This window comes from Plantibacter sp. ME-Dv--P-095 (assembly GCF_030209365.1).
GTDB lineage: Bacteria > Actinomycetota > Actinomycetes > Actinomycetales > Microbacteriaceae > Plantibacter.
The window spans coordinates 353480-377340 of sequence record NZ_JARVSB010000004.1 but is presented as its reverse complement, the minus strand read 5'-3'; the positions used below and the strand labels follow the sequence as shown (position 1 = coordinate 377340).

The 23861-nt window shown below is 68.9% G+C and carries 24 protein-coding genes and 2 tRNA genes; 10 read left to right on the top strand and 16 right to left on the bottom strand.

Going from position 1 to position 23861, the window contains the following annotated elements; all coding sequences use genetic code 11:
* Positions 1 to 9: 9 nt before the first annotated feature.
* The 6 genes from clpX to QRN26_RS06910 form a co-directional block, all read right to left on the bottom strand.
* Positions 10 to 1287 (bottom strand): ATP-dependent Clp protease ATP-binding subunit ClpX, encoded by a 1278-nt coding sequence (gene clpX / locus QRN26_RS06935; protein WP_056006673.1) that lies wholly within the window; start codon positions 1285 to 1287, stop codon positions 10 to 12.
* A gap of 111 nt (positions 1288 to 1398) precedes the next feature.
* A complete protein-coding gene (locus QRN26_RS06930) occupies positions 1399 to 2067 on the bottom strand; it encodes an ATP-dependent Clp protease proteolytic subunit (RefSeq protein ID WP_056006676.1) in 669 nt (222 codons plus the stop codon).
* Positions 2068 to 2096: 29 nt separating this feature from the next.
* Positions 2097 to 2690, bottom strand: a complete 594-nt coding sequence (locus QRN26_RS06925; protein WP_056006680.1) for an ATP-dependent Clp protease proteolytic subunit — start codon at positions 2688 to 2690, stop codon at positions 2097 to 2099.
* Positions 2691 to 2823: 133 nt separating this feature from the next.
* Entirely contained in the window at positions 2824 to 3324 is a 501-nt protein-coding gene (locus QRN26_RS06920; protein ID WP_056006683.1) for a tetratricopeptide repeat protein, read from the bottom strand.
* Positions 3325 to 3405: 81 nt separating this feature from the next.
* Positions 3406 to 4872 carry a trigger factor gene (gene tig, locus QRN26_RS06915; RefSeq protein ID WP_056006686.1) on the bottom strand — a complete coding sequence of 489 codons (1467 nt, stop codon included), beginning with the start codon at positions 4870 to 4872 and terminating at the stop codon, positions 3406 to 3408.
* 55 nt (positions 4873 to 4927) lie between these two features.
* Positions 4928 to 5001: transfer RNA gene (locus tag QRN26_RS06910), tRNA-Pro, on the bottom strand.
* A 192-nt stretch (positions 5002 to 5193) separates the two neighbouring features.
* Between QRN26_RS06910 and QRN26_RS06905 the strand changes: the two genes are divergently transcribed.
* Together QRN26_RS06905 and QRN26_RS06900 are read left to right on the top strand one after the other, a co-directional pair.
* Positions 5194 to 5264, top strand: a tRNA-Gly gene (locus tag QRN26_RS06905).
* A gap of 87 nt (positions 5265 to 5351) precedes the next feature.
* Positions 5352 to 5543 (top strand): hypothetical protein, encoded by a 192-nt coding sequence (locus tag QRN26_RS06900; RefSeq protein ID WP_056006689.1) that lies wholly within the window; start codon positions 5352 to 5354, stop codon positions 5541 to 5543.
* Here QRN26_RS06900 and QRN26_RS06895 read toward each other — a convergent pair.
* On the bottom strand, positions 5540 to 6076 hold the full coding sequence (locus QRN26_RS06895) for a gamma carbonic anhydrase family protein (RefSeq protein ID WP_285036001.1): 537 nt from the start codon (positions 6074 to 6076) through the stop codon (positions 5540 to 5542). The genes QRN26_RS06900 and QRN26_RS06895 overlap by 4 nt on opposite strands.
* Positions 6077 to 6290: 214 nt before the next feature.
* On the opposite strand from QRN26_RS06895, the gene QRN26_RS06890 reads away from it, so the two are divergent.
* Positions 6291 to 6779, top strand: a complete 489-nt coding sequence (locus tag QRN26_RS06890) for a Dps family protein (protein ID WP_056006695.1) — start codon at positions 6291 to 6293, stop codon at positions 6777 to 6779.
* 113 nt (positions 6780 to 6892) lie between these two features.
* Here the strand turns inward: QRN26_RS06890 and QRN26_RS06885 are convergent, their stop codons facing one another.
* From QRN26_RS06885 to QRN26_RS06870, 4 genes are all read right to left on the bottom strand, one after another.
* Positions 6893 to 8446 (bottom strand): amidohydrolase, encoded by a 1554-nt coding sequence (locus QRN26_RS06885; protein ID WP_285036000.1) that lies wholly within the window; start codon positions 8444 to 8446, stop codon positions 6893 to 6895.
* Positions 8447 to 8483: 37 nt separating this feature from the next.
* A complete protein-coding gene (locus tag QRN26_RS06880; RefSeq protein WP_285035999.1) occupies positions 8484 to 9491 on the bottom strand; it encodes an Fpg/Nei family DNA glycosylase in 1008 nt (335 codons plus the stop codon).
* A gap of 62 nt (positions 9492 to 9553) precedes the next feature.
* Entirely contained in the window at positions 9554 to 10042 is a 489-nt protein-coding gene (locus tag QRN26_RS06875) for a ribose-5-phosphate isomerase (protein WP_056006700.1), read from the bottom strand.
* A gap of 35 nt (positions 10043 to 10077) precedes the next feature.
* Positions 10078 to 10701: a mycothiol-dependent nitroreductase Rv2466c family protein gene (locus QRN26_RS06870; protein ID WP_056777965.1), complete on the bottom strand. Its 624-nt coding sequence runs from the start codon at positions 10699 to 10701 to the stop codon at positions 10078 to 10080.
* Between the two features lie 144 nt (positions 10702 to 10845).
* On the opposite strand from QRN26_RS06870, the gene pepN reads away from it, so the two are divergent.
* The 6 genes from pepN to QRN26_RS06840 all read left to right on the top strand — a co-directional run bounded on the left by pepN (position 10846) and on the right by QRN26_RS06840 (position 18764).
* Positions 10846 to 13389, top strand: a complete 2544-nt coding sequence (gene pepN, locus QRN26_RS06865) for an aminopeptidase N (RefSeq protein WP_285035996.1) — start codon at positions 10846 to 10848, stop codon at positions 13387 to 13389.
* A gap of 201 nt (positions 13390 to 13590) precedes the next feature.
* Positions 13591 to 14820 carry a sensor histidine kinase gene (locus tag QRN26_RS06860; protein WP_235528138.1) on the top strand — a complete coding sequence of 410 codons (1230 nt, stop codon included), beginning with the start codon at positions 13591 to 13593 and terminating at the stop codon, positions 14818 to 14820.
* Positions 14817 to 15491 (top strand): response regulator, encoded by a 675-nt coding sequence (locus QRN26_RS06855; protein WP_056006712.1) that lies wholly within the window; start codon positions 14817 to 14819, stop codon positions 15489 to 15491. Before QRN26_RS06860 ends, QRN26_RS06855 begins: the two co-directional genes overlap by 4 nt.
* An 81-nt stretch (positions 15492 to 15572) precedes the next feature.
* Positions 15573 to 16580 carry a mechanosensitive ion channel family protein gene (locus QRN26_RS06850; protein ID WP_056006714.1) on the top strand — a complete coding sequence of 336 codons (1008 nt, stop codon included), beginning with the start codon at positions 15573 to 15575 and terminating at the stop codon, positions 16578 to 16580.
* Complete coding sequence (locus QRN26_RS06845; RefSeq protein WP_056006716.1) at positions 16577 to 17005, top strand: globin; 429 nt, start codon at positions 16577 to 16579, stop codon at positions 17003 to 17005. Before QRN26_RS06850 ends, QRN26_RS06845 begins: the two co-directional genes overlap by 4 nt.
* Before the next feature lie 76 nt (positions 17006 to 17081).
* Positions 17082 to 18764, top strand: a complete 1683-nt coding sequence (locus QRN26_RS06840) for an FAD-binding dehydrogenase (RefSeq protein ID WP_285035993.1) — start codon at positions 17082 to 17084, stop codon at positions 18762 to 18764.
* A gap of 3 nt (positions 18765 to 18767) precedes the next feature.
* Here the strand turns inward: QRN26_RS06840 and QRN26_RS06835 are convergent, their stop codons facing one another.
* Complete coding sequence (locus QRN26_RS06835) at positions 18768 to 19442, bottom strand: DUF8185 domain-containing protein (protein ID WP_056777978.1); 675 nt, start codon at positions 19440 to 19442, stop codon at positions 18768 to 18770.
* A gap of 125 nt (positions 19443 to 19567) precedes the next feature.
* Here QRN26_RS06835 and QRN26_RS06830 point away from each other — a divergent pair, with 125 nt between their 5' ends.
* A complete protein-coding gene (locus QRN26_RS06830) occupies positions 19568 to 20440 on the top strand; it encodes an acyl-CoA thioesterase (protein ID WP_056006724.1) in 873 nt (290 codons plus the stop codon).
* Between the two features lie 26 nt (positions 20441 to 20466).
* Here the strand turns inward: QRN26_RS06830 and QRN26_RS06825 are convergent, their stop codons facing one another.
* From QRN26_RS06825 to QRN26_RS06810, 4 genes are all read right to left on the bottom strand, one after another.
* Positions 20467 to 20940 (bottom strand): acyl-CoA thioesterase, encoded by a 474-nt coding sequence (locus QRN26_RS06825; protein WP_056006727.1) that lies wholly within the window; start codon positions 20938 to 20940, stop codon positions 20467 to 20469.
* An 84-nt stretch (positions 20941 to 21024) separates the two neighbouring features.
* Entirely contained in the window at positions 21025 to 22707 is a 1683-nt protein-coding gene (gene ettA / locus QRN26_RS06820; RefSeq protein WP_285035991.1) for an energy-dependent translational throttle protein EttA, read from the bottom strand.
* 68 nt (positions 22708 to 22775) lie between these two features.
* Positions 22776 to 23300, bottom strand: coding sequence for a DUF6993 domain-containing protein (locus QRN26_RS06815; protein ID WP_235522549.1), 525 nt, complete (start codon positions 23298 to 23300; stop codon positions 22776 to 22778).
* Between the two features lie 22 nt (positions 23301 to 23322).
* The gene (locus tag QRN26_RS06810) at positions 23323 to 23778 is read right to left on the bottom strand and encodes a single-stranded DNA-binding protein (protein WP_285035989.1); all 456 of its coding nucleotides are present in this window, start codon (positions 23776 to 23778) and stop codon (positions 23323 to 23325) included.
* Between the last annotated feature and the right edge of the window lie 83 nt (positions 23779 to 23861).

Sequence of the window (23861 nt, the reverse complement as noted above, 5' to 3'; positions counted from 1 at the left end):
GCGTGTCGACTAAGCCGACTTCTCCTGACGGCGCGCCGCGCGGGGAACGATGGTGGGCGCCGCGTTCTCGACGACGGACTCCCGCGTGATGACCACCCGGGCGACCTCGTCGGTGGAGGGCACTTCGAACATGATCGGCCCGAGGACCTCCTCCATGATCGCCCGCAGACCTCGTGCGCCGGTCTTCCGGAGGACGGCGAGATCGGCGATCGCTTCGAGGGCCGCCTGATCGAACTCGAGCTCGACCCCGTCGATCTCGAACATGCGCTGGTACTGCCGGACGAGTGCGTTCTTCGGGACCGTGAGGATCTCCATGAGCGCATGCTGGTCGAGCGGCGTGACCGTGGTGACCACGGGCAGCCGACCGATGAACTCGGGGATCAGACCGAACTTGTGGAGGTCCTCAGGGAGCACCTCGCCGAAGAGGTTCACATCGTCGCCCTTGCTGTGCAGTGGGGCTCCGAAGCCGATGCCCTTCTTCCCGGCACGGGAGGAGATGATCTCCTCGAGTCCGGCGAACGCACCGGCGACGATGAACAGCACGTTCGTCGTGTCGATCTGGATGAACTCCTGATGCGGGTGCTTCCGTCCGCCCTGCGGCGGCACCGAGGCGACGGTGCCCTCGAGGATCTTGAGGAGCGCCTGCTGGACGCCCTCGCCCGACACGTCTCGCGTGATGGACGGGTTCTCCGCCTTCCGCGCGATCTTGTCGACCTCGTCGATGTAGATGATGCCGGTCTCTGCACGCTTGACGTCGTAGTCGGCGGCCTGGATGAGCTTCAGGAGGATGTTCTCGACGTCCTCACCCACGTAGCCGGCTTCGGTCAGTGCGGTCGCATCGGCGACCGCGAAGGGGACGTTCAGCCGCTTCGCGAGCGTCTGCGCCAGGTAGGTCTTCCCGCAACCGGTCGGGCCGATGAGCAGGATGTTGCTCTTCGCGATCTCGATGTCGTCGTGCACCGTCTCGGCCGGAGCCAGGGTCGCACGCGACCGGACACGCTTGTAGTGGTTGTACACCGCGACGGACAGCGCCTTCTTCGCGCTCTCCTGGCCGATGACGTACTCCTCGAGGAAGGCGAAGATCTCCTTCGGCTTCGGGAGGTCGAACTCGCTCACGGTCTCTTCGCTCGCCTCGGCGAGTCGCTCGGCGATGATCTCGTTGCACAACTCGACGCACTCGTCGCAGATGTACACGCCGGGACCAGCGATCAGCTGCTGGACCTGCTTCTGGCTCTTGCCGCAGAACGAGCACTTGAGCAGATCGGCGCTTTCGCCTATCCGTGCCATGTCTTTCCCTCTCCCTGGAGATTCGGTGCTCCGAGCCTAACCTGTCCCTGCGACAACTCGGCGCGCCACCCCGCTGGGATGACGCGCCGAGTCGAGAGCACGGGAACCGGGTCAGGCCGTGATGGCCGCGACCGGGTTCTTCCGCGAGGTGAGCACCTGGTCGATGAGACCGTACTCGAGCGCCTCGGCGGCCGAGAGGATCTTGTCGCGGTCGATGTCCTTGTTGACCTGCTCCACCGAACGGTTGGAGTGGTGCGCCAGGGTCGACTCGAGCCAGCCGCGCATGCGGAGGATCTCAGCGGCCTGGATCTCGATGTCCGATGCCTGACCGTGGCCGGCTTCGCCGACGGCGGGCTGGTGGATCAGGATCCTGGCGTTGGGGAGCGCGAGGCGCTTCCCGGGCGTGCCGGCGGCGGTGAGCACCGCGGCGGCAGAGGCCGCCTGCCCGAGGACGACCGTCATGACGTGCGGACGGATGTACTGCATCGTGTCGTAGATCGCCGTCATCGCGGTGAACGAACCACCGGGCGAGTTGATGTACATGACGATGTCGCGGTCAGGGTCCATGCTCTCGAGGACGAGCAACTGAGCCATGATGTCATCGGCCGACGCGTCGTCGACCTGCACCCCGAGGAAGATGATGCGGTCCTCGAAGAGCTTCGCGTACGGGTCCTGGCGCTTGTAGCCGTAGGCCGTGCGCTCTTCGAAGCTCGGGAGGATGTAGCGAGCACCCGGCATCTGCAGCGAGCGGCCCGCCGCACTGAACGTTGGAGTCTCCATGTGTTGCATTCCTGTCTGTCGAAGCCGGGTTACTTGTCGCTGTCGACGGTTCCGCCGCCGCCGGCCACGTCGAGCGCGGACTCACGGAGGTGGTCGACGAAGCCGTACTCGAGCGCTTCCTCGGCGTTGAACCAACGGTCGCGGTCGCCGTCGGCGTTGATCTGCTCGACGCTCTTGCCGGTCTGTGCCGCCGTGATCTCGGCGAGACGGCGCTTCATGTCGAGGATGAGCTGCGCCTGGGTCTGGATGTCGCTCGAGGTGCCTCCGAACCCGCCGTGGGGCTGGTGGAGGAGCACCCGGGCGTTCGGGGTGATGTACCGCTTGCCCTTGGTGCCCGCCGTGAGGAGGAGCTGACCCATGGAGGCTGCCATGCCGATACCGACCGTGACGATGTCGTTCGGCACGAACTGCATGGTGTCGTAGATGGCCATGCCGGCCGTGATGGAACCACCGGGCGAGTTGATGTAGAGGTAGATGTCGCGCTTCGGGTCGTCCGCGGCGAGCAGCAGCAGCTTGGCCGCGATCTCGTTCGCGTTCTCGTCGCGGACCTCGGCGCCCAGCCAGATGATCCGGTCCTTCAGCAGGCGGTCAAAGACACTGGGCGAGAACTGTGGTTCGGCCATTATCGCTCCGTTTCGGTTGTGCAGTGGTTCGAATCTATCGGAGGCGACGCACGACCAACGCCCTGTTCGCCCTCGGCAGACTCCCGGGCGCCGGGGTTCGCCGGAGGCGGACGGAACGCCAGGAGCCCAGGACTCAGCGGGGCGGTCGCGACTCGAGTTCGTCGGCGTAGGCGCGCACGGACCGGTGGTAGCGCGGCAGGTGACGCACGAGGGCACGCAGGGCGACCGCGGTCGCACGGTGGGGATCACCGGAGCTGGCGAGCGCCAGCGCTAGGAAGGCGGCCGTGGCATCCGCGTAGGGGCCCGTCGCCTCGGCGGCGAGCTGCTCTTCCAGCAGTCCCACGCTCTCGGCGACCCGCCCGAGGTTCCTCAAGGTGCTCGCCAACTGGATGACCGCCTGAGGACGATGCTCGTCGTCGAGTCCGGCGTCGAGGGCGGCACGGTAGAGCGCCTCGGCCTCGACCTCGTGCCCGGCGGAGTCGCGTGCGCCCGCCGATTCGAAGAGCGCTCGGGCATCGCCGTGAGGTCGCTCCGTGGCGAGGGCGTCGATCGCCACGATGCGCTCCTCGTCGCTGAGCACCGCATCTTCCCAGACCGCCGCGACCCGCGCGTCCCAGTCCTGCGCCTCGTCCATCCCGCGTTCCCTTCCGTTCGTGTCCGAAGACGACAGTAGGGGCGGAATCGCTTCCGCCCCTACTGTCACTGCTGGTGAGTGCTACTCGGCTGCAGCCTCGTCGGTCGCCGCCTTCTTGGCCGGAGCCTTCTTGGCGGGCGCCTTCTTGGCCGGAGCCTTCTTGGCAGCTGCCTTCTTCGGCTCGGCCTCGACCGGAGCCTCTTCGGCGGTGTCCTCGGACGCGGCCTCGGTGGTCTCGTCGGCAGCGGGCTCAGCCGCGGCGTCCTCGTCCTCGACGACGGCGACGAAGTCGCTCAGGTCGACGGGCTTGCCGTTCGAGTCGACGACCTCGGCCTTGCCGAGGGCGATCGCGATGGCCTTGTTGCGGGCGACCTCGCCGACCATGGCGGGGATCTGACCCTGCTGACCGAGGGCCTCGATGAACTCGCCGGGCTCCATGCCGTACTGCGACGCGCTCTGGATGAGGTACTCGGTGAGCTCGTTCTGGTTGACCTGCACGTTGAGCGACTCGGCGAGGGCGTCGAGCAGCAGCTGCGTGCGGAGCGCCTTCTCGCTGGACTCGGTGACCTCGGCACGGTGCTCGTCGTCCTCGAGGCGGTTCTCGCCCTCGAGGTGACGGTGGACCTCGTCCTCGATGACGCTCTCGGGGACCGGGATCTGCGCGGCCTCGAGCATGGCGTCGACGAGCGCGGTGCGCGCGTCGCGGCCCTGCGTGATGACCTGCTGACGCTCGACGACCTCGCGCAGCTGCGCCTTGAACTCGTCGATGGTGTCGAACTCGCTCGCGATCTGCGCGAAGTCGTCGTCGGCCTCGGGGAGCTCGCGCTCCTTGACAGCGGTCAGCGTGACGGTGACCTCGGCGTCTTCACCCTCGTGCTCGCCACCGAGCAGCGGCGACGTGAAGGTGGTGGTCTCGCCCGCGGTGAGCGAGTCGAGCGCCTCGTCGATACCGGTGAGCAGCTCGCCCGAACCGATCTCGTAGGAGACACCGCTCGCGCGGTCGACCTCGGCGTCGTTGATCGTGGCGACCAGGTCGAGCTGCGCGAAGTCGCCCGTCTTGGCCGGGCGGTCGACGGTCACGAGCGTGCCGAACCGGGCACGGATGCGGTCGAGCTCGTCCTGGACGTCGGCCTCGCCGGCCTCCTGGGCGTCGACGGTGAGCTTGAGGCCCTCGTAGGCCGGGAGCGTGATCTCGGGGCGGACGTCCACCTCGATGTTGACCAGCAGGTCGCCGGAGAAGTCCTTCTCGTTCGGCCACTCGACGATGTCCGCCTGCGGGCGGCCGAGCGGACGGAGCTCGTTCTCCTCGAGTGCCTTGCGGAAGAAGCCGTCGAGACCCTCGTTGACGGCGTGCTCGATCACGGCGCCCTTGCCGACGCGCTGGTCGATGATCGCCGGTGGCACCTTGCCCTTGCGGAACCCGGGGACGTTGATGTCCTCCGCGATGTGTCCGTACGCGTGGGTGATGCTCGGCTTGAGCTCCTCCGGCGTCACCGCGATGGCGAGCTTGACGCGAGTGGGGCTCAGCTTCTCGACCGTGGTCTTCACGTGATTACTTCTCCTGTGTCGGGGATTCTGCCTCAGTTGAGGACGCAAAACGGAGTCGGGGCGACAGGATTCGAACCTGCGACCTCCCGGTCCCAAACCGGGCGCTCTACCAAGCTGAGCTACGCCCCGGATCGGCGACAATCCGGCCAGCCGGCCCGACCGACGAGCGGCGGGCGAAATGGCCTCGGTCAGTCTAGCCCAGAATCTGGGCGCGACCTGTGCGGTTTCCCGGGCTGCAGGCCGCGCACGACCCGCGTTGCACAGACGCACCTCCGGCATGCAGTAGCATTGCCAGGTGAGTTCGTCGCATCGCGGCGCCTCGGGGATGTAGCTCAATGGTAGAGCCTCAGTCTTCCAAACTGATTACGCGGGTTCGATTCCCGTCATCCCCTCTGTATTCATGAGAACCAGGCAGCGCCGCGAAGGCGGGTGCGACGGTTCGGCTCCGGGCACGGATCTCCCGGCCCTAGGCTGAGCGCATGCGACTCGACGCCCTCTGGCCCCACGTCTGGACCGTGGCCGGCGCGCTGGTCTTCTTCGTCGGCGTGTACGCCCTCGCCACCGGCCGCCTCGGCGTCGGCCTCATCTGCATGATCGGCTGCGTCGTCTGCCTGTCCGGCTCGCTCGCGGCCCAACGTCGCCTCAAGAAGCGCGACGCTCGCCGCCGCTAGTCGTCATCCACCGCCGCTGCGTGGACCGCCCTGAGAGCGACGTAGTGGGCCGCGTTCTGCCGGATCGCCTCCTGCTCATCAGCTGACAGCTCACGCCGCACCTTGGCAGGGACCCCGGCGACGAGCGAGCCGGGCGGCACGATCATGCCCTCGAGGACCACCGCTCCCCCGGCCACCAGCGACCCGGCCCCGATCACCGCTCCGCTCAGCAGGACCGACCCCATGCCGATCAGGCAGTCGTCCTCGACCGTGCAGCCGTGGACCACCGCGTTGTGTCCGACCGAGACGTTCCGGCCGATGACCGTCGGGTGGCCGCTGTCCGTGTGGACGGCGACACCGTCCTGGATGTTGGACCCCGCGCCGAGGGTGATCGAGTCCGAGTCCGCACGGAGCACCGCGTTGTACCAGACGCTCGAATCGGCAGCGAGGGTGACGGCCCCGACCAGCATCGAGCCCGGCGCCGTATAGGCGGTCGGATCCAGCTCGGGCGCGCGCCCACCTGGGAGCTTCCTGGCAGAACCGTGAAGAGTCATGGGCACCACGGTACCGCAGGCGTCGTCGAACACCGGAGAACCGCGTGATCCCGGCTCGGATCGCCGATATGGTCAGGCTTTCCTTCGTGAGTGCAGCCTTCGTAAGCCGAGCCTCGACTTCCTTGCGGAATGTCTCGGCCTGAGTACCGTTATACCCAAGCAGACCGGCGAACACGCCCGACCAGGGCCTCACTCGTCAACGAAGGGGAACACCATGACCGACATCACCACCTCCATTCCGCAGGCCGTCGCCAACCCGGACGTCGCGGCAGGCACCGCACAGTTCCTGAGCCCCGTCGTCCTCGACCTCACCGCCATCGTCGTCAACGGCAAGCAGGCCCACTGGCACGTCCGCGGAGCGAACTTCATCGGCGTCCACGAGCTGCTCGACGACATCGTCGACCACGCGCAGGAGTGGGCCGACCTCGCCGCGGAGCGCATCGTCGCCCTCGGCCTCCCCGTCGACGCACGGCTCAGCACGGTCGCCGCGAAGACCAGCACCCCGGAACTCAGCGAGGGCTTCCAGCAGTCCGACCGCACGATCGCCGAGGTCATCGCGCTGATCGACGCCGCGTCGGCCTCGGTCAACACCGCCGTCAACGAGCTCGACGAGCTCGACCAGACGAGCCAGGACATCGCCATCGAGATCGCCCGCGGCCTCGACAAGGACCGTTGGTTCCTCTTCGCACACCTCAGCCGCTAGGCGAGCGCCGGGCGCACCGGCATGCACCATCCCGAAGGGGCAGTCATCCGTGACTGCCCCTTCGTGCTGTCAGAACCCTCGAAGGTCCCGCAGCCCGTTCCTCCGGATCGGGGCTATCCCCCCGTCGGCGGCGACGACGCGGCGGCCGTCACCCGCCCCGCGAGCAGCGTGGCACGGACCGGCATGGTGCGGAGGGCCTCCGGAGGGCAGGTGAACGGGTCGGCGGACACGACGACGAGGTCGGCGAGGCTCCCCACCGCCACCACGTCGTCGTCGCCCCTGGTCGACGCGGCCAGCGCCTCCTCCACCGTGATGGCCTGCTCGCCGTGCCAGGCATCGCGTCCGTCCCGACTCCGGGTCACGGCGGCGGCGATGGACACCCAGGGGTCGAGGGGCGCGACCGGGGCGTCGGAACCGAGTCGCAGGGTCGCTCCGGCGTCGAGCAGACTGCGGAGCACGAACGCGCGGTCCGTGCGGCCGGCCCAGTGCACCTCCGCGATGTCCCGATCGTCCATCGCGTGCTCCGGCTGGACGCTCGCGGCCGTCCCGGTCCGGGCGAACCGTTCCAGGTCCGATGCCCGCAGCAGTTGCGCGTGCTCGATCGTCCCACTCGCACCCGTGGTCTCGATGGCGTCGAGCGCGAGGGTGTTGGCCCGGTCGCCGATGGCGTGCACCGCGCAGTGGAGCCCGTTGGCGGTCGCCAGGGCGAGCAGGGCGGTCAGCCGCTCCGGCGGCACGTTGAGCATGCCGTGCGCATCCGACCCCGGAGCGGAACCGGGGTAGGGCGTGTCGCAACAGGCCGTGCGGGTGTTGAGCGAGCCGTCGGTGATGACCTTGAAGGGGCCGACCTGCACCAGCCCGTCCGTTCCGGCCAACACCCCACCGGTGACGAGACCGGCGTCGATCGCGCGCTCGAGATGCTCCGCGTAGACCCCGAACGAGATGCGGAGCGCGCGGGTGCCGTTCCCGACGCGTCGGACCCAGTCCGCGGCGTTCCACCGCATCTCGAGGTCGACGACCCCGACGACGCCCCGTGACGCCGCCTGATCGGCTGCAGCGTCGACCCATCGGTCGGAGAGCTCGGCCGCCACCTGGTCGAGCTGTTTGAGGACGGCGAACGACTCCTCCTCCCGGAGCAAACCCGTGGGGTGGTCCCCGAAGCCCGTGGCCCGCAGCGCGGCGCTGTTCAACCAGCAGCAGTGCAGGTCGGCGCTGATGAGCACGACCGCGCGGTCGGGGGCGATCTCATCCAACACCGCGAACGTCGGCAGGTCCGGCCAGAGGGCGTCCCGGAACCGGGCGCCCTCGATCCAGCCGTCGCCGTCGGGCTCCTGCGCGATGCGTTCGGCGACCAGCGCCGCCGCCTCCGCGGCCGACGCCGCCGACGACAGGTCCACGCGCCTGGCCGTGCGCGCCCACTGCGTGAAGTGCACGTGATGGTCCCAGAGGCCTGGCAACAGGAAGCCGCCGCCGCCGTCCAGGACGCCGGGGTCGCCGTCGCGGAGGACCTCGGGGTCCGCAGGACGGATGGCGACGATCACACCGTCCTCCAGGAGGACGTCGACCCGTTCTGTGTCGGACGCGCCTCCACGGCGCGGGCCCGACAGGTGGACGTCGGCGATCGTCGTGACGACGTCGCCGACGGATCCAGGGCGGTGCTCGGTCATCACATCGGTCCTCGTCGGTTCGTCGGGCGGGTTCGGATCAGCGTTGGCAGTTCGGGCACCAGTACAGCTTGCGGGCACCCATCTCCTCGAGCAGGATGTTCGTCCCGCAGACCCGACAGGGCAGCCCCTCGCGCTTGTAGACCCAGTGGCGATCGGCGCGGTTGGCCATCGCGAGTCGGTAGTCGGCGGGCGAGAGGTCGTCCATCGTCATCATCTGCCCGGTCTCCACTCCGATCGCGAGCAGTCTCGTCCAGTCGGCCCAGAGCTCGCGCAGCGTCTCCTCCGGGACGGTCTTGCCCGTGCGGTGCGGATCCAGCCGCGCGCGGAAGAGCAGTTCGGCGCGATAGACGTTGCCGATGCCGCTGACGATCTGCTGGTCCATCAGCAGCAGACCGATCGGCGAACCCTTGCGGTGTGCTCGGGAGACGAACCGTTCGCCGGCCTCGGCGCTCGGGTCGAGCAGCGGGTCCGGTCCGAGCCGGTCGATGACCGCTTGGACCCCGGCCGAGTCGATGACCTCGCAGGCGGTCGGGCCGCGGAGGTCGGCGACGGTGGTGTCGGTCAGCAGACGCACGCGCACCTGTCCGACGGGCTCGGGAGGGAACCGCTCGTCCAGCTCGGCGAGGGGGCTCGACTGCTCGGACATCCGGACGCGGGCCCGACGCGGTGCACCGATGCTGTGCAGCGAGTTCTCCCCGTCGAGGTCCAGGATCGGGTCGGCCTCGTCGTCGCCATCGACGACGGTCCCGCGCTGGTTCGTCTGTCCCATGCGTCCGTTCGACGCGGCGATGGTCGGGTCGGAATGGATGTCTCCGGCGAAGTCCCATGCACCGTAGAGCCCCAGGTGGACCCGCAGCCACAGGCCGTCGTCGAACTCGAGGAACATCTGCTTGCCGACGGCTTTGGCGTCCGTGACGGTCCGTCCGTCGAGGACCGAAGCGCCCTCCGCGAACCGTCCCTGCGGCGACGACACCGCGACGCGGTGACCCACGAAGTTCTGGCGGAACTGGCGGGCGATGCGATGGACGGAGTGCCCCTCGGGCATGGTGACTCCTCACTCGGGTGGCGGCGCGGTCGAGCGGCGCCGCAGTGGCGATGGCGGACGCGTCAGTCGTCGACGTGCTTGCCGGCGATGGTGCCGGTCGCCTCGTACTCCGCGAGTTGGGCGATACGACGGGCGTGGCGTTCCTCGAGGCTGAACGGTTCGGCGATGAACGCGTCGATGAACGACACCGCCTCGTCGATCGAGTGCTGCCTGGCGCCGATGGAGATGACGTTGGCGTCGTTGTGCTGCCGGGCGAGCTGGGCCGTGCTCAGGTTCCAGACGAGCGCGGCGCGGACACCGATGACCTTGTTCGCGGCGATCTGTTCGCCGTTGCCCGACCCTCCGAACACCACGCCGAGCGCTTCAACGCCGGCTTGCTGGTCCCGTACGACCGCCTTCGCGGCGTTGATGCAGAAGGAGGGGTAGTCGTCCAGAGCGTCGTACACCGTGGGGCCGTGGTCGACGACGTCGTGACCCGCTGCGCGCAGGTGGTCCTGAAGGGTGCGGCTGAGCTCGAGACCGGCGTGATCGGTGGCGATGTGGATGCGCATGTGGAAAGTCTAGGGTTCCGGACGCGCAGCTCGGGTCAGTCGAAGATCGGGTCAGCCGTGCGGCTGCGCTTGAGCTCGAAGAAGCCCGGGTAGGCGGCCGCGGCGACGACGCCGTCCCACAGGGCGAGGGCCTGGTCACCCTTCGGTGCGGGCGAGATGACCGGCCCGAAGAAGGCGACGTCGTCGATCGCGATGACGGGCGTGCCGACGTCCTGCCCGACCCGCCCGATGCCGTCGAAGTGGCTCTCGCGCATGGGGCCGTCGTACGCATCCGTCTTCGACGCTTCGGCGAGCGCCGCGGGGAGTCCGGTCTCCACGAGGGCTTCGGCGATGACGGCGTCGACGTCTTCAGCGCGTCCTCCCGGGTGGATCCGGGTGCCGAGCGCGTCGTAGAGCGGCTTGACGACCTCTTGGCCGTGTTCCTGGGCCGCGGCGGCGACGAGGCGGGTGTACCGGAGCGCGCGGGGGAAGAACGCCCGGTAGTCGTCGCTCACGTCCTGGTCCTCGTTGAGGACGGCCAGGCTCATGATGTGCCAGGTGACGTCGAGGTTGCGGGCCTCGGTGACCTCGTCGACCCAACGTGAGGTCATCCAGGCCCACGGGCAGGAGGGGTCGAACCAGAAGTCGACGCGGGTGGTGTCTGCGGCGGAAGTCGTCATGCCGCAACCCTACGCTCCACCCGCCCCGATCGCTCCGGGAGTGGACGCACACCGGGTCTAGGCTGGTTGCTCGTGCCGGGGTCGTCACAAGCGACCACGTGCAGTTCACACGTCACGTGTCCATCAACACACCAGGGAGCAGCTGTGCCAGGAGAGAACCTCACCCGAGTCGAGGCCCAGGAGCGCAGGGCGCTCGTCGACACGTCGAGCTACGAGGTCGTGCTCGACCTCACGACCGGTCCTGAGGTGTTCCGCAGCACCACGACGGTCCGGTTCACGGGTGAGCCCGGTTCCTCGACCTTCATCGACGCCATCACCCGCACGGTCCACTCCGTCACGCTGAACGGCGTCGAGCTCGATCCGGCGACGGTGTCCGACGGGATCCGCATCCAGCTCGACGGCCTCGCCGCCGAGAACGTGCTCGTCGTCGACGCGGACGCCGAGTACACCAACACGGGCGAGGGCCTCCACCGCTTCGTCGACCCGGTCGACGGCGAGGTCTACCTGTACAGCCAGTTCGAGGTCCCCGACTCCCGCCGGGTGTTCGCCGTCTTCGAGCAGCCGGATCTGAAGGCGTCGTTCACCTTCACCGTCACCGCCCCCGCGGCCTGGGAGGTCGTCAGCAACTCCCCGACGCCCGAGCCGGTCCCCGCGCACGACGGCGCTGCGACGTGGAGCTTCGCGCCGACGCAGCGCATCTCGTCCTACATCACCGCGATCGTCGCCGGCCCGTACGACGTGGTCCGCAGCGAGCTCACCTCGAGCGACGGTCGCACCATCCCGCTCGGCGTGTTCGCGCGGAAGAGCCTCGCCGAATACCTCGACGCCGACTACATCTTCGAGAAGACGCGGCAGGGGTTCGCCTACTACGAGGAGAAGTTCTCCTACGCATACCCGTTCGAGAAGTACGACCAGCTCTTCGTCCCCGAGTTCAACGCCGGGGCGATGGAGAACGCCGGTGCAGTGACCTTCACGGAGACGTACGTGTTCCGCTCGAAGGTGACCGACGCCATCAAGGAGCGTCGCGTCGTCACGATCCTGCACGAGCTCGCCCACATGTGGTTCGGCGACCTCGTCACCATGAAGTGGTGGAACGACCTCTGGCTGAACGAGTCCTTCGCAGAATGGGCGTCGACGATCGCCACCGCTGAGGCCACGGAGTGGACCGAAGCCTGGACGACGTTCAACGCGATGGAGAAGACCTGGGCGTACCGCCAGGACCAGCTCCCCTCCACGCACCCCATCGTCGCGACGATCAACGATCTCGAGGACGTGCAGGTCAACTTCGACGGCATCACCTACGCGAAGGGCGGCTCGGTCCTGAAGCAGCTCGCGGCATGGGTCGGGATCGAGGCGTTCTTCGCCGGTGTCGGCAACTACTTCCGGAAGCACGAGTTCGGGAACACCGTGCTCGACGACCTCCTGGTCGAACTGGAGGCGACGAGCGGTCGTGACCTCCGCGAGTGGTCGAAGCTCTGGCTCGAGACCTCCGGTGTCGGGACGCTCAGCCCCGAGTTCACGGTCGACTCAGACGGCACGTTCACGGCGTTCGCCGTCCGCCAGACGGTTCCGGAGGCGTACGCCACCCTGCGTCCCCACCGCCTCGCCATCGGCCTCTACCGCTTGCAGGACGGCAAGCTCGTCCGCACCGAGCGCGTCGAACTCGACGTCGACGGTTCCCTCACCGAGGTGCCGGAGCTCCTCGGCAAGACGCAGCCCGACCTCGTCCTGCTGAACGACGACGACCTCGCCTACGCGAAGATCCGACTCGACGAGCGCTCCCTCGCGACGGCGATCGGCCACCTCGCCTCGATCGAGGATCCGCTGGCCCGCTCGCTCGTGTGGGGCGCGGCGTGGGATGCGACGCGCGACGCCGAGTCCACCGCGTCCGACTACGTCGACCTCGTGCTCGGCAACATCGCGACCGAGACCGAGTCGACGACGCTCCGCACGACGCTCGGACAGCTCGGGCTCGCCGCGCGGAACTACGTCGCCCCCGAACGCCGCCTCGACACCGTCGAGCGCGTCGGCGACGCCCTCTGGGCCCTCGCGCAGGACGCGGAGGCCGGGTCGGACGCCCAGTTCCAGTTCGTGAAGTTCTTCGCTTCCCTCGCGTCGACGCCCGAGCACGGCGAGCACCTCCGGGCGCTGCGCGACGGCACGGCCTCACTGCAGGGGCTCGAGATCGACACCGACCTCCGATGGGAGCTGCTCGAGGGCCTGGTGCTCCTGGGCCTCGCGGACGGTTCCGACATCGACGCGGCGCTGGCGGCGGACAACACGGCCAACGGCGCACAGGCGGCCGCACGTGCGCGTGCGACCATCCCCACGACCGAGGGGAAGCGCGCCGCGTTTGACTCCGTCGTCGAGCAGGACGACCAGCCGAACGCCATCGTGCGGAACGTGGGACTCGGGTTCGGTCACGTCATCGACCCCGCAGTCCTCGAGCCGCTCGTGGAGCCCTACTTCGCCGCGCTGACGACGGTCTGGGAGTCGCGGAGCTACAAGATCGCCGAGTACATCGTGGAGGGCCTCTACCCCTCCGCGCTCGCCTCAACCGAGCTGCGGGACCGCACCCGTGCATGGTTGGACGCCAACCCGGAGGTCCCGGCGCTGCGTCGCATGCTCGTCGAGGCCCTCGCGGGTGTCGAACGGGCGCTCGCGGCACAGGCACGGGACGCCGCGTGACCTCCGCCACCGGATAGCACCGCGGTACCAGACGCACCACCTGAGGACCCCTCCACGGCACGACCCACCGTGGAGGGGTTCTCCGTATCCTTGGAGGATGAGCGGCCCTGTGAACGATGTCCTGCCCTCCGGGTCGTCGTCGCGATGACCGATCCGGTGCAGGCGTCCGTCCGCGACCGTTCGGCGACAGAGGCTTCCCTGATGCTCCCCCGGCCACCGGGGGTCGTCCGGCGCTGGTGGGCCAGGCACCCCTGGACGGCTGACGCTTTGATCGCAGCGGGGTACCTCCTCGTGGCACTCTCCGTCAGCACGGCGGAGTGGTTCGACGTCGACCTGGCGACCCAGCCGTCGCGGATCGCCCTCGCGGTGGCCATCGTCGCCGTCACGACCCTCGCCGTCCTCCTGCGGCGCCGTAGACCGCTCACGATGGCACTGATCGTGATCGCGGTCGGACTCGTGTCGGTCGCGCAGACCGTGGCCGTCGATGCCTTCGCCGTGCCGGTCCTCCTGTACTCCGTCGCCGTCTACCGCGGAGTCGCCCTCGGCTGGCGGGCCTTCGCCGCAGCCGCGGTCGTGGCGATCCTGGCTCCGTTCCTCCCGTGGGCTGCGCCGCAGGCACCAGGCGAGCCGGAGCAGACCATCATCTCCGTCGTGCTCTTCGCGCTGTTCGGCCTCCTCGTCGGCATCAACGTCGGCAACCGGAAGCGCTACGTCCAGGCCCTCGTGGACCGCGCAGCACAGCTCGCGCGCGAGCGTGACCAGCAGGCCCAGCTCGCCGCCGTCGCCGAACGCACCCGCATCGCGCGGGAGATGCACGACATCGTCTCCCACAGTCTCACGGTCATCGTCGCCCTCTCAGAAGGCGCCCTCGCGACCAAGGACCCGACGGCGTCGCGAGCCGCCATGACCGCGGTCACCGACGCCGCGCGCACCTCACTGGTCGACATGCGACGCATGCTCGGCGTGCTCCGCGAGACCGGGAGCGCACCCCTCGCACCACAGCCTGACGCAGCTTCGATCCCCGCACTCGTGCAGACCTTCCGTGGGCTCGGACTCCCGGTCACCCTGACCGACTCCGGTCCCCCGACCGACGACCCCTCGATCCTGCTCGCCGTGCACCGCATCACCCAGGAGGCGCTCACCAACGCCCTACGGTATTCGGAACGGCCGAAGCGCGTCGACGTCGTCATCACCTCGTACGACGACCGCATCGAGCTCATCGTCGAGAACGACGGCTCCATCCCGGACGCGCCGTCGCTCGGCGCAGGTCAGGGGCTGCTCGGGCTCCGCGAGCGGGTGGCGTTCCAGGGAGGCCGGGTCACGGCGGGCGTGGTCGGCGATCGCCTCTGGCGTGTTCACGCCGTGCTCCCGAGGGATCCCGGTGCAGCACGATCCCGTCCGACCCCCGATCCGCGAGGAACCACACCATGACCGACCCCATCCGCATCCTGCTCGTCGACGACCAGCAGCTCATCCGACTCGGCTTCGGCCTCGTCCTCGGCGCCGAGGACGACCTGAGCGTCATCGGTGAGGCGTCCAACGGTGCCGAGGCGATCGACCTCGCCGCCAGGCTGCGACCCGACGTGATCCTGATGGACGTCCGGATGCCGGGCCTCGACGGGATCGAGGCGACCCGCCGGATCGTCGCGGCGCACCCCGACAGCCGCATCATCATCCTCACGACCTTCGACCTCGACGAGTACGCGTTCGGCGCGCTGCGGGCCGGCGCCAGCGGCTTCCTCCTCAAGGACGCCCTCCCCCACGAGCTGACGTCCGCGATTCGCGCTGTGCACGCCGGCGACGCCGCCGTGTCCACCCGGGTCACCAAGCGGATGCTCGAGCTCTTCGCGACGGCGCTCCCCGGCAGCGCGGCCGACACAGCCGAGGGATCGGCGGCGGGGCTCGCCGACCTGACCCCGCGTGAGCACGACATCCTCGTCGCCATGGCGGAAGGACTCAGCAACGCGGAGATCGCGGCGCACTTCATCCTCTCCGAATCGACGGTCAAGACCCACGTGGGGCGCGTCCTCATGAAGCTGCAGTTGCGAGACCGTGTGCAGGCCGTCATCTTCGCCTACAAGCACGGGCTCGTCCGTCCATGACCGTCCGTCCGGTCGACGTGCGGCTGCCGTCCGGCCCGCTCACACGATTCACTCCAGCACGCTGAGTACACTGAGCCGGATATGAACTGGGATGAACTCTGGCCGGACGTGACCGCCTTCCTCTGGACCGCGGGTTGGAAGATCATCGGCGTGGTGGTCGTGATCGGATTGGCCTTCGCCGCCGCCTGGGTGTTGCGCTTCGTGATCCGGCGGGTCGTCGGACGCATCGTCAGCGGCGTCAAGAAGAGCGCCGACGTCACCGACACGCAGTCGTTGCTGGCCTCGCCGCTCGCAGCGGTCAGGCTCGTCCAGCGCACCAGGACCCTCGGCACCGTCCTCAGCAACATCGTGAACGTCACCATCGTCATCGTCGCCGCCATCCTCGTCGTGAACGTGATCGACTCGAGCATCATCGGGTCCTTCGCGCTCCTCACCGCAGCGGTCGGCGCCGGTCTCGGTTTCGGAGCGCAGAACATCGTCAAGGACATCCTCAACGGGCTGTTCATGGTGGTCGAGGATCAGCTCGGCGTCGGCGACGTCGTCGACCTCGGACCGGCGACCGGCGTCGTTGAGACGGTGGGTATCCGCATCACCCAGGTGCGCGACGTGAACGGGACGCTGTGGTTCGTCCGCAACGGCGAGATCCTGCGCGTCGGCAACATGTCGCAGGGCTGGTCCCGGGTCATCATCGACCTGGCCATCCCCTACGACGCCGATGTCGAAGCCGTCCAGGAGCGCATGCTGACCACGGCGAACGACCTCGCCCACGACCCGAAGTGGCGTTCCCGCATCCTCGAGAAGCCCGAGCTGTGGGGCCTCGAGTCGGTCTCGGCCGATGCCCTGATCATCCGCCTGGTCATCAAGACGCGCACGAGCTCGAAGGACGACGTCGCGCGCGAACTCCGGATGCGACTGAAGCGCGCCGTCGACGAGATGGGCGTCAAGCTCCCGGCGTTGAACAGCATCGTCCTCTCCGGCTTCGAAGGCGCCGCGAGTGTCACCGGTTCCCGGCCGCCGCGGACCCACCCGACCACGGTCGTCCCGCCCAGGGCGCCGAAGACCAAGCGACCCCCGAGAGCGGAACGATGACCGACCAGCAGCCGCCAGGGATGTCCTTCTACGAGCAGGTCGGCGGTCGTCCGACGTTCCAGCGGCTCGTCGACGAGTTCTACCGGGGAGTCGCCGGCGACCCTGTCCTGAAACCGATGTATCCGGAGGAGGACCTCGGCCCTGCGGCCGAACGACTCATGCTGTTCCTCGAGCAGTACTGGGGCGGCCCGGGGACGTACAGCGCCGAACGCGGGCACCCACGGCTGCGTCTCAGGCACCAGCCCTTCCACGTGAATCCCGACGCTCGGGACCGCTGGTTGCTCCACATGCGCAGCGCCGTCGACAGCCTCGACCTGGCCCCGGTCCACGAGGCGACCCTCTGGGACTACCTGGAGCGCGCAGCGCACGCGATGGTGAACACCTTCGACGACGATCCAGGGGCACCACGCCGCAGTCTTCTCTGATTTCGACGCCGACTCCGCGCGTTCCGACACGGCGGCCGTAGGATCGGACGCACGTCCGTGCCGAAGGAGTCACCAGATGTCCGCAACCGCCCCTCCCTCCCCGTCCGCCGACCGAACCGAGGCCGATGCGATCGTCATCGGGAGTGGGCTGGCCGGCCTCGTCGCCACCGCCGAACTCATCGCCGCTGGGAAACGGGTCATCCTGGTGGAGCAGGAGCCGGAGTCGAACCTCGGCGGACAGGCGCACTGGTCGTTCGGCGGCCTGTTCCTCGTCGACTCCCCCGAGCAGCGCCACCTCGGGGTGCGGGACTCGCTCGAGTTGGCGACGCAGGACTGGTTCGGTGCCGCCGCCTTCGATCGTCCGGAGGACCACTGGCCGAAACGGTGGGCGGAGGCCTACCTCGACTTCGCCGCGGGCGAGAAGCGCGCCTGGCTGCACGAGCAGGGCATGCGGTTCTTCCCCGTCGTGGGCTGGGCGGAACGCGGCGGCTACGGCGCCATCGGACACGGCAACTCCGTCCCACGGTTCCACATCACCTGGGGCACCGGCCCCGGCGTCGTGGAGCCCTTCGTCCGCCGGGTGAACCAGGGTGTCGCCGACGGCTCGGTGTCGCCGCACTTCCGGCACCGCGTCGACGAGCTCCTCACCGAGGACGGTGCCGTCGTCGGCGTCCGAGGGTCCGTCCTCGCCCCGTCGACCGCGATGCGGGGCGAGAGCAGCTCACGCGACGTTGTCGGCGAGTTCACCTGCCGCGCTCCGGCCGTCCTCGTGGCGAGCGGTGGCATCGGCGGCAATCACGACCTCGTCCGCGAGCACTGGCCAGCCCGTCTCGGCCAGCCGCCGACGACGATGCTCTCCGGAGTCCCTGCCCACGTCGACGGCCGCATGCTGGGCATCAGCGAACGCGCGGGCGGACGCCTCATCAACCGCGACCGGATGTGGCACTACGTCGAGGGCATCACCAACTGGGACCCGATCTGGCCCCAGCACGGCATCCGGATCCTGCCCGGGCCGTCGTCGCTCTGGTTCGACGCGACCGGTCACCGTCTCCCGGTACCGCTCTTCCCCGGGTTCGACACGCTCGGCACCCTGGAGCACCTGCGCGCCACCGGCCACGATCACAGCTGGTTCGTCCTCACCCAGCGGATCATCGAGAAGGAGTTCGCGCTGTCGGGGAGCGAGCAGAACCCCGACCTGACCGGCAAGGACCTCGGCCTGCTCGCGAAGCGCATCGGACCCGGCGCCCCCGGCCCGGTCGAAGCGTTCAAGGAACACGGTGTGGACTTCATCGTCGCCGACACGATCACGGAACTCGTGGCGGGGATGCAGGCGTCCACCCCCGAGACGGCGATCGACGGCCGCAACGTCATCGCGGAGGTCGAGGCGCGCGATCGCGAGATGGACAACCCGTTCACGAAGGATCTGCAGATCACCGCTCTCCGCGGCGCGCGCGCCTACCGCGGCGACAAGCTCATCCGCGTCGCGGCACCGCACCGACTGCTCGACCCGAAAGCCGGCCCGCTCATCGCGGTCAAGCTGCACGTGCTGACCCGCAAGAGCCTCGGCGGGCTGGAGACCGACCTCTCGAGCCGCGTCCTCGGCGCCGACGGAAACCCGGTGCCCGGTCTCTTCGCGGCGGGAGAGGCTGCCGGGTTCGGCGGAGGAGGCGTCCACGGCTACCGCGCGCTCGAGGGGACCTTCCTCGGCGGCTGCCTGTTCACCGGGCGTGTGGCCGGCCGCGCGATGGCCGGCGTCTGAGCGTTAGGAGACGGCGTTGGCCAGCACGTGACCACGCCGGGTGCTCAGTCGCACCCACCCACCGGAACGGAACACCGTCGCTCGCTCCGGTTCCGCGATGAACCCGAGACCCACGGCCGCGAACGCCGCCCCGGTCGGAAGACCGAAGCCGTCGCCGAGGGGCCTCGACCACACCTGCGACCGCACCTTCTGGACGATCTGGTCCCCGACAGCCGTCGGAAGCGCCTCGGCGATCTCCGTGGCGCCCGTCCTGGCGACGAGTTCGAGCTCGATGGTGTCCACGTCGCCGACGCGTTCCCAGCCGCCGCGCGGCGGCGCCTGGCCGACCCACGGGGCCGTCCTGGTCGACGGCGGGAGCTCGAGCGACGCCGACGCTGATCCGTCGGGTCGTCCGGTCGTCGAGCCGCCTAGTGTGCGCACGATCCGGTCGATGAGTTCGCGCGGGGTCGCCAGGACGTCGGCCGAGGCAGCGTGGGCGAGGGCGAAGGTGCGCATGCCGATGATCGTCGGGCTGCGATCGAGCAGACCCTGCGGGTGCAGCACGGGGGCGGAGACCGCCAGGACGTGGTCGGCGGCGAGGAGCCGGACTCCGGAATCGTCGATCCGGCTGGCTCGCGCGAGGAACGTGCGGAGGTCGGCGAGCGAGTCGGCGTCGAGGAGGTGCAGGGTGGTGGACATCTCCTCTCAATGTACGCCACCGCCGCGTCGGCTCCGGGACATCGTGAGCCCGCCGTGGATAGACTCGGCGGGTCGGCTCGGGCGTCGCTGTGGTGCGCCGGTCCCCGACGGAAAGGCGTGTCCCCGTGAAGGAACCGATCGAATCCCTACTCACCGCGCTCGACCTGAGCGCGCCCGGCGTCCGCACCGATGAGGACATCTTCACCGGGCCGTCGCAGTGGATGCCGCAGGGGCGGGTGTTCGGGGGTCAGGTCCTCGCGCAGTCCGTCGTCGCCGCGACGCGGACCGTCGACGCGGAGCGCATCATTCACTCGATGCACGGGTACTTCCTGCGTCCTGGCGACGTCGACCAGCCCATCACCTTCGCCGTCGACCGCATCCACGACGGCCGGTCGTTCGCGACGCGGCGCACCCAGGCGTATCAGAACGGCGTACCGATCCTCTCGATGATCGCCTCCTTCCAGACGCAGGATGCGGGCCCTGAGCACCAGATCGACCTCCCGGCGGGCCTTCCCGATCCGGAGACGCTGCCGTCCGCCGCCGAGATCCTCCACGGGATCGACCACCCGGCGGCCGAGGCCTGGGCCACCGGGCGACCGTTCGACCTCAGACACGTCGGCTCCCCCGTGTACCTCCGGGTGGAGGGCGAACGCACGGCACAGCAGGCGGTCTGGTTCAAGACCATCGGCGAGCTACCTGACGACCCGGCGCTCCACCGCGCGGCTCTGGCCTACGCGAGCGACTACACGATCCTCGAACCGGTGATGCGACGCCATGGTGTCCCATGGGCCACCCCCGGCATCAAGATCGCCAGCCTCGACCACGCCATGTGGTGGCACCGGCCGGCCCGGGTGGACGAGTGGCTCGTCTACCTGCAGGACTCCCCCAGCGCGACCGGTGGCCGCGGGCTGTCACTCGGCCGCATCTACGACCGGGCCGGGTCGCTCGTGGCGAGCGTGGCTCAGGAAGGCATGGTCCGTTTCCCGACACCCCGCTGATCCGGTGTCATGACGAGATGCCGCGCTCAGCGACGCGAGAACTCGATCGGGTCCTCGATGAACGGTTCCCACACGGCGCGCTCCGCATCTGAGATCCGTCGAGGCTTCATGGTCTTCGCGTCGACCATCACGACCGTCGTCGCGGCGCGCGCGTAGAGCGTCTGCGGCTCGGTACCGCGCGGAGAGTAGACCTCGTAGGCGACCTGCAGGCTGGCTCCCCCGATCTTGCCCATCCAGAGCTGGACGTCGAGCGGATCGCGCTGATACGGGATCGGGGCCAGGTATTCGATCTCCTGATGGGCGACGAGCGTGATCGTCTCCGCGTCGAGACTCGCGTCGATGACCGCCGTCGGCGGCGCCTCCTCCGATGCGAGCGTCGGGATCCAGAACACCCTCACGCGCGCCTCTTCGAGGAGCTTCAGCATGGACGCGTTGTTCACGTGGTTGAAGGCGTCGAGGTCGCCCCATCGCAACGGGATCGGCACGTGGAGTCTGGTCATCGGTGAACCTTCCCTGCTCAGGCTGGTGGGAGACGGGCGAGTGACGGCCCATCAGCCGGAGCCGATGGGCCGTCCTCGTCACACTCAGTCGCGGGTGAGCTTCCGGTACGCGGAGCGGTGAGGCTTCGCGGCGTCCGGGCCCAGGCGCTTGATCTTGTCCTCTTCGTAGGACTCGAAGTTGCCCTCGAACCAGTGCCAGTTCGACGGGTTCTCCTCGGTGCCCTCGTAGGAGAGGATGTGGGTCGCGATGCGGTCGAGGAACCACCGGTCGTGGGTGATGACCACGGCACAACCCGGGAACTCGAGGAGCGCGTTCTCGAGGCTCGACAGCGTTTCGACGTCGAGGTCGTTGGTCGGTTCGTCGAGCAGCAGGAGGTTTCCACCCTGCTTGAGCGTCAGCGCGAGGTTGAGGCGGTTGCGCTCACCACCGGACAGGACGCCGGCCTTCTTCTGCTGGTCTGGGCCCTTGAAGCCGAAGGTCGACACGTAGGCGCGCGACGGGATCTCCTGGTTGCCGACCTGGATGTAGTCGAGTCCTTCGGACACGACCTCCCAGAGCGTCTTGTTGGGATCGATGCCCCCGCGGGACTGGTCGACGTAGGAGAGCTTCACGGTCTCACCGACCTTGAGCTCGCCGGCGTCGAGCGGCTCGAGACCGACGATGGTCTTGAACAGCGTGGTCTTACCGACACCGTTCGGGCCGATGATGCCGACGATACCGTTGCGCGGCAGGCTGAACGACAGGTCGTCGATGAGGACGCGTCCGTCGAAGCCCTTCTGCAGCTTCTGAGCTTCGAGGACCGTCGAGCCGAGGCGCGGGCCGGCCGGGATCTGGATCTCTTCGAAGTCGAGCTTCCTGGTGCGCTCCGCCTCAGACGCCATCTCTTCATACCGGGCCAGACGAGCCTTGGACTTCACCTGGCGACCCTTGGCGTTGCTGCGGACCCACTCGAGTTCGCTCGCGAGGCGCTTGGCGAGCTTGGCGTCCTTCTTCCCCTGGACGTTGAGGCGCTCGCCCTTCTTCTCGAGGTAGGTCGAGTAGTTGCCCTCGTAGGGGTAGAGACGACCGCGGTCGATCTCGCAGATCCATTCCGCGACGTGGTCGAGGAAGTACCGGTCGTGGGTGACGGCGAGCACGGCGCCTGCGTACTGGGCCAGGTGCTGCTCGAGCCAGAGCACGCTCTCCGCGTCGAGGTGGTTGGTCGGTTCGTCGAGCAGCAGGAGGTCGGGCTTCTGCAGGAGGAGCTTGCAGAGCGCGACGCGACGCTTCTCACCACCGGAGAGGTGGGCGACGGTGGCGTCGGAGGGTGGGCAGCGCAGGGCGTCCATCGCCTGCTCCAACTGGGAGTCGAGGTCCCAGGCGTCGGCGGCGTCGATCGCCTCCTGCAGCACACCCATCTCGGCGAGCAGGGCGTCGAAGTCGGCGTCGGGCTCGGCCATCGCGAGCGAGATCTCGTTGAAGCGGTCGATCTTGCCCTTGATCTCGCCGACGCCCTCCTGGACGTTCTCGAGTACCGTCTTGTCCTCGTCGAGTTCCGGCTCCTGCATGAGGATGCCGACGCTGAAGCCCGGCGTGAGCTTCGCCTCGCCGTTCGAGGGGGTGTCGATTCCCGCCATGATCTTCAGGATCGTGGACTTACCGGCACCGTTCGGGCCGACGACGCCGATCTTCGCTCCGGGCAGGAACGCCATCGTCACGTCGTCGAGGATGAGCTTGTCGCCGACCGCCTTGCGGGCGCGGACCATCGAGTAAATGTATTCAGCCATGTCGCCGTCCAGTCTACGGGCGGACCCGGCGTTTGCGCTGCACGTCGACGGCCATGGCCGTCCGGCCGCTACCAGTCGATCGGACGCGTGGCGCCGATGAGGCACCGGCCGGTGTCGAGCAGCGGCACCACGGAGGAGTGATACCCCGTCGCCGGCCCGTTCTGCCCAAGGATGCACTGTCCCTGCCACCGGATCGAGAACTGGATCGAGTCCGCCGGCTCACCGATGCTCGTGGTGTCGGAGGAGACCTCCATCTCCGCCTTCGGGAACCCTGCCGCCACGAGCCCGTCGATGATGGCCTGGCCTCCGGCAGCCGGATTCGCCGCCAGGGTGGCCGCGTTCACGGTGTCGAAGAACGGCAGGTTGTCGGCGGCGGTACCCTCCGGCTGCAGCACGGGTGCCGCTGCCGGTGTCTCGGTGGGCGTCGGCGCCTGGGTCGCCGTGGGCGTCGGGACGGGCGCAGGCTGCGCGCAGCCGGTCAGGCCGAGACCGAGGGCACCGAGCACCACGACCACGCCGAGTCCGATGGACGACGAGCGACGACGGACCGGGCTGACGACGGAGGCGGGGCGATCACGAAGGCTCTTCTGCACGTCGAGCAGTCTACGCGGCACGTCAGAACGGCGTGTCCTGGGGCGGAGCCGGGGCCCACGCCGCCGGCGCTCCGGCCGCCGCCGGTGCTGCCGGAGATCCCTCCGCGCTCGTCTCGCTCGCGCCGGACGACTCCGCAGCGGCTCTCGGCTGCCAGGAGATGTCCGAGCCGAGGTGATCGGCTTCGATGTCGACCGAGGTCCCGCGTCGTTCACCCTGCTCCCAGTCGCGGATCCGGAGTCTCCCCAGCACGATGACGCGTTGGCCCTTCACCAGTGACTCGGTGGCCGCGGTCGCCAGGCCCCGGAAGGCGCTCACCGTGTACCAGTTCGTCTCCTGCGCGACCCACGTGCCCTGCTTCTGGTCGTAGCGACGTTGCTGGCACGCGAGACGGAAGCTCGTGATGTCCAGCCCGGAGGCGGTGCGGTGGTGCTTCGGTTCCGTCGCGACGTGTCCGCAGACGGTGATCTGGTCGTTCATCTGATCCTCTCAGCTCGGTGTCTCGATCCATTCGGCGGACCGGCCGTGCGTCCGGAGCGGGTCCGTGCCGTTCACCGCCCCGG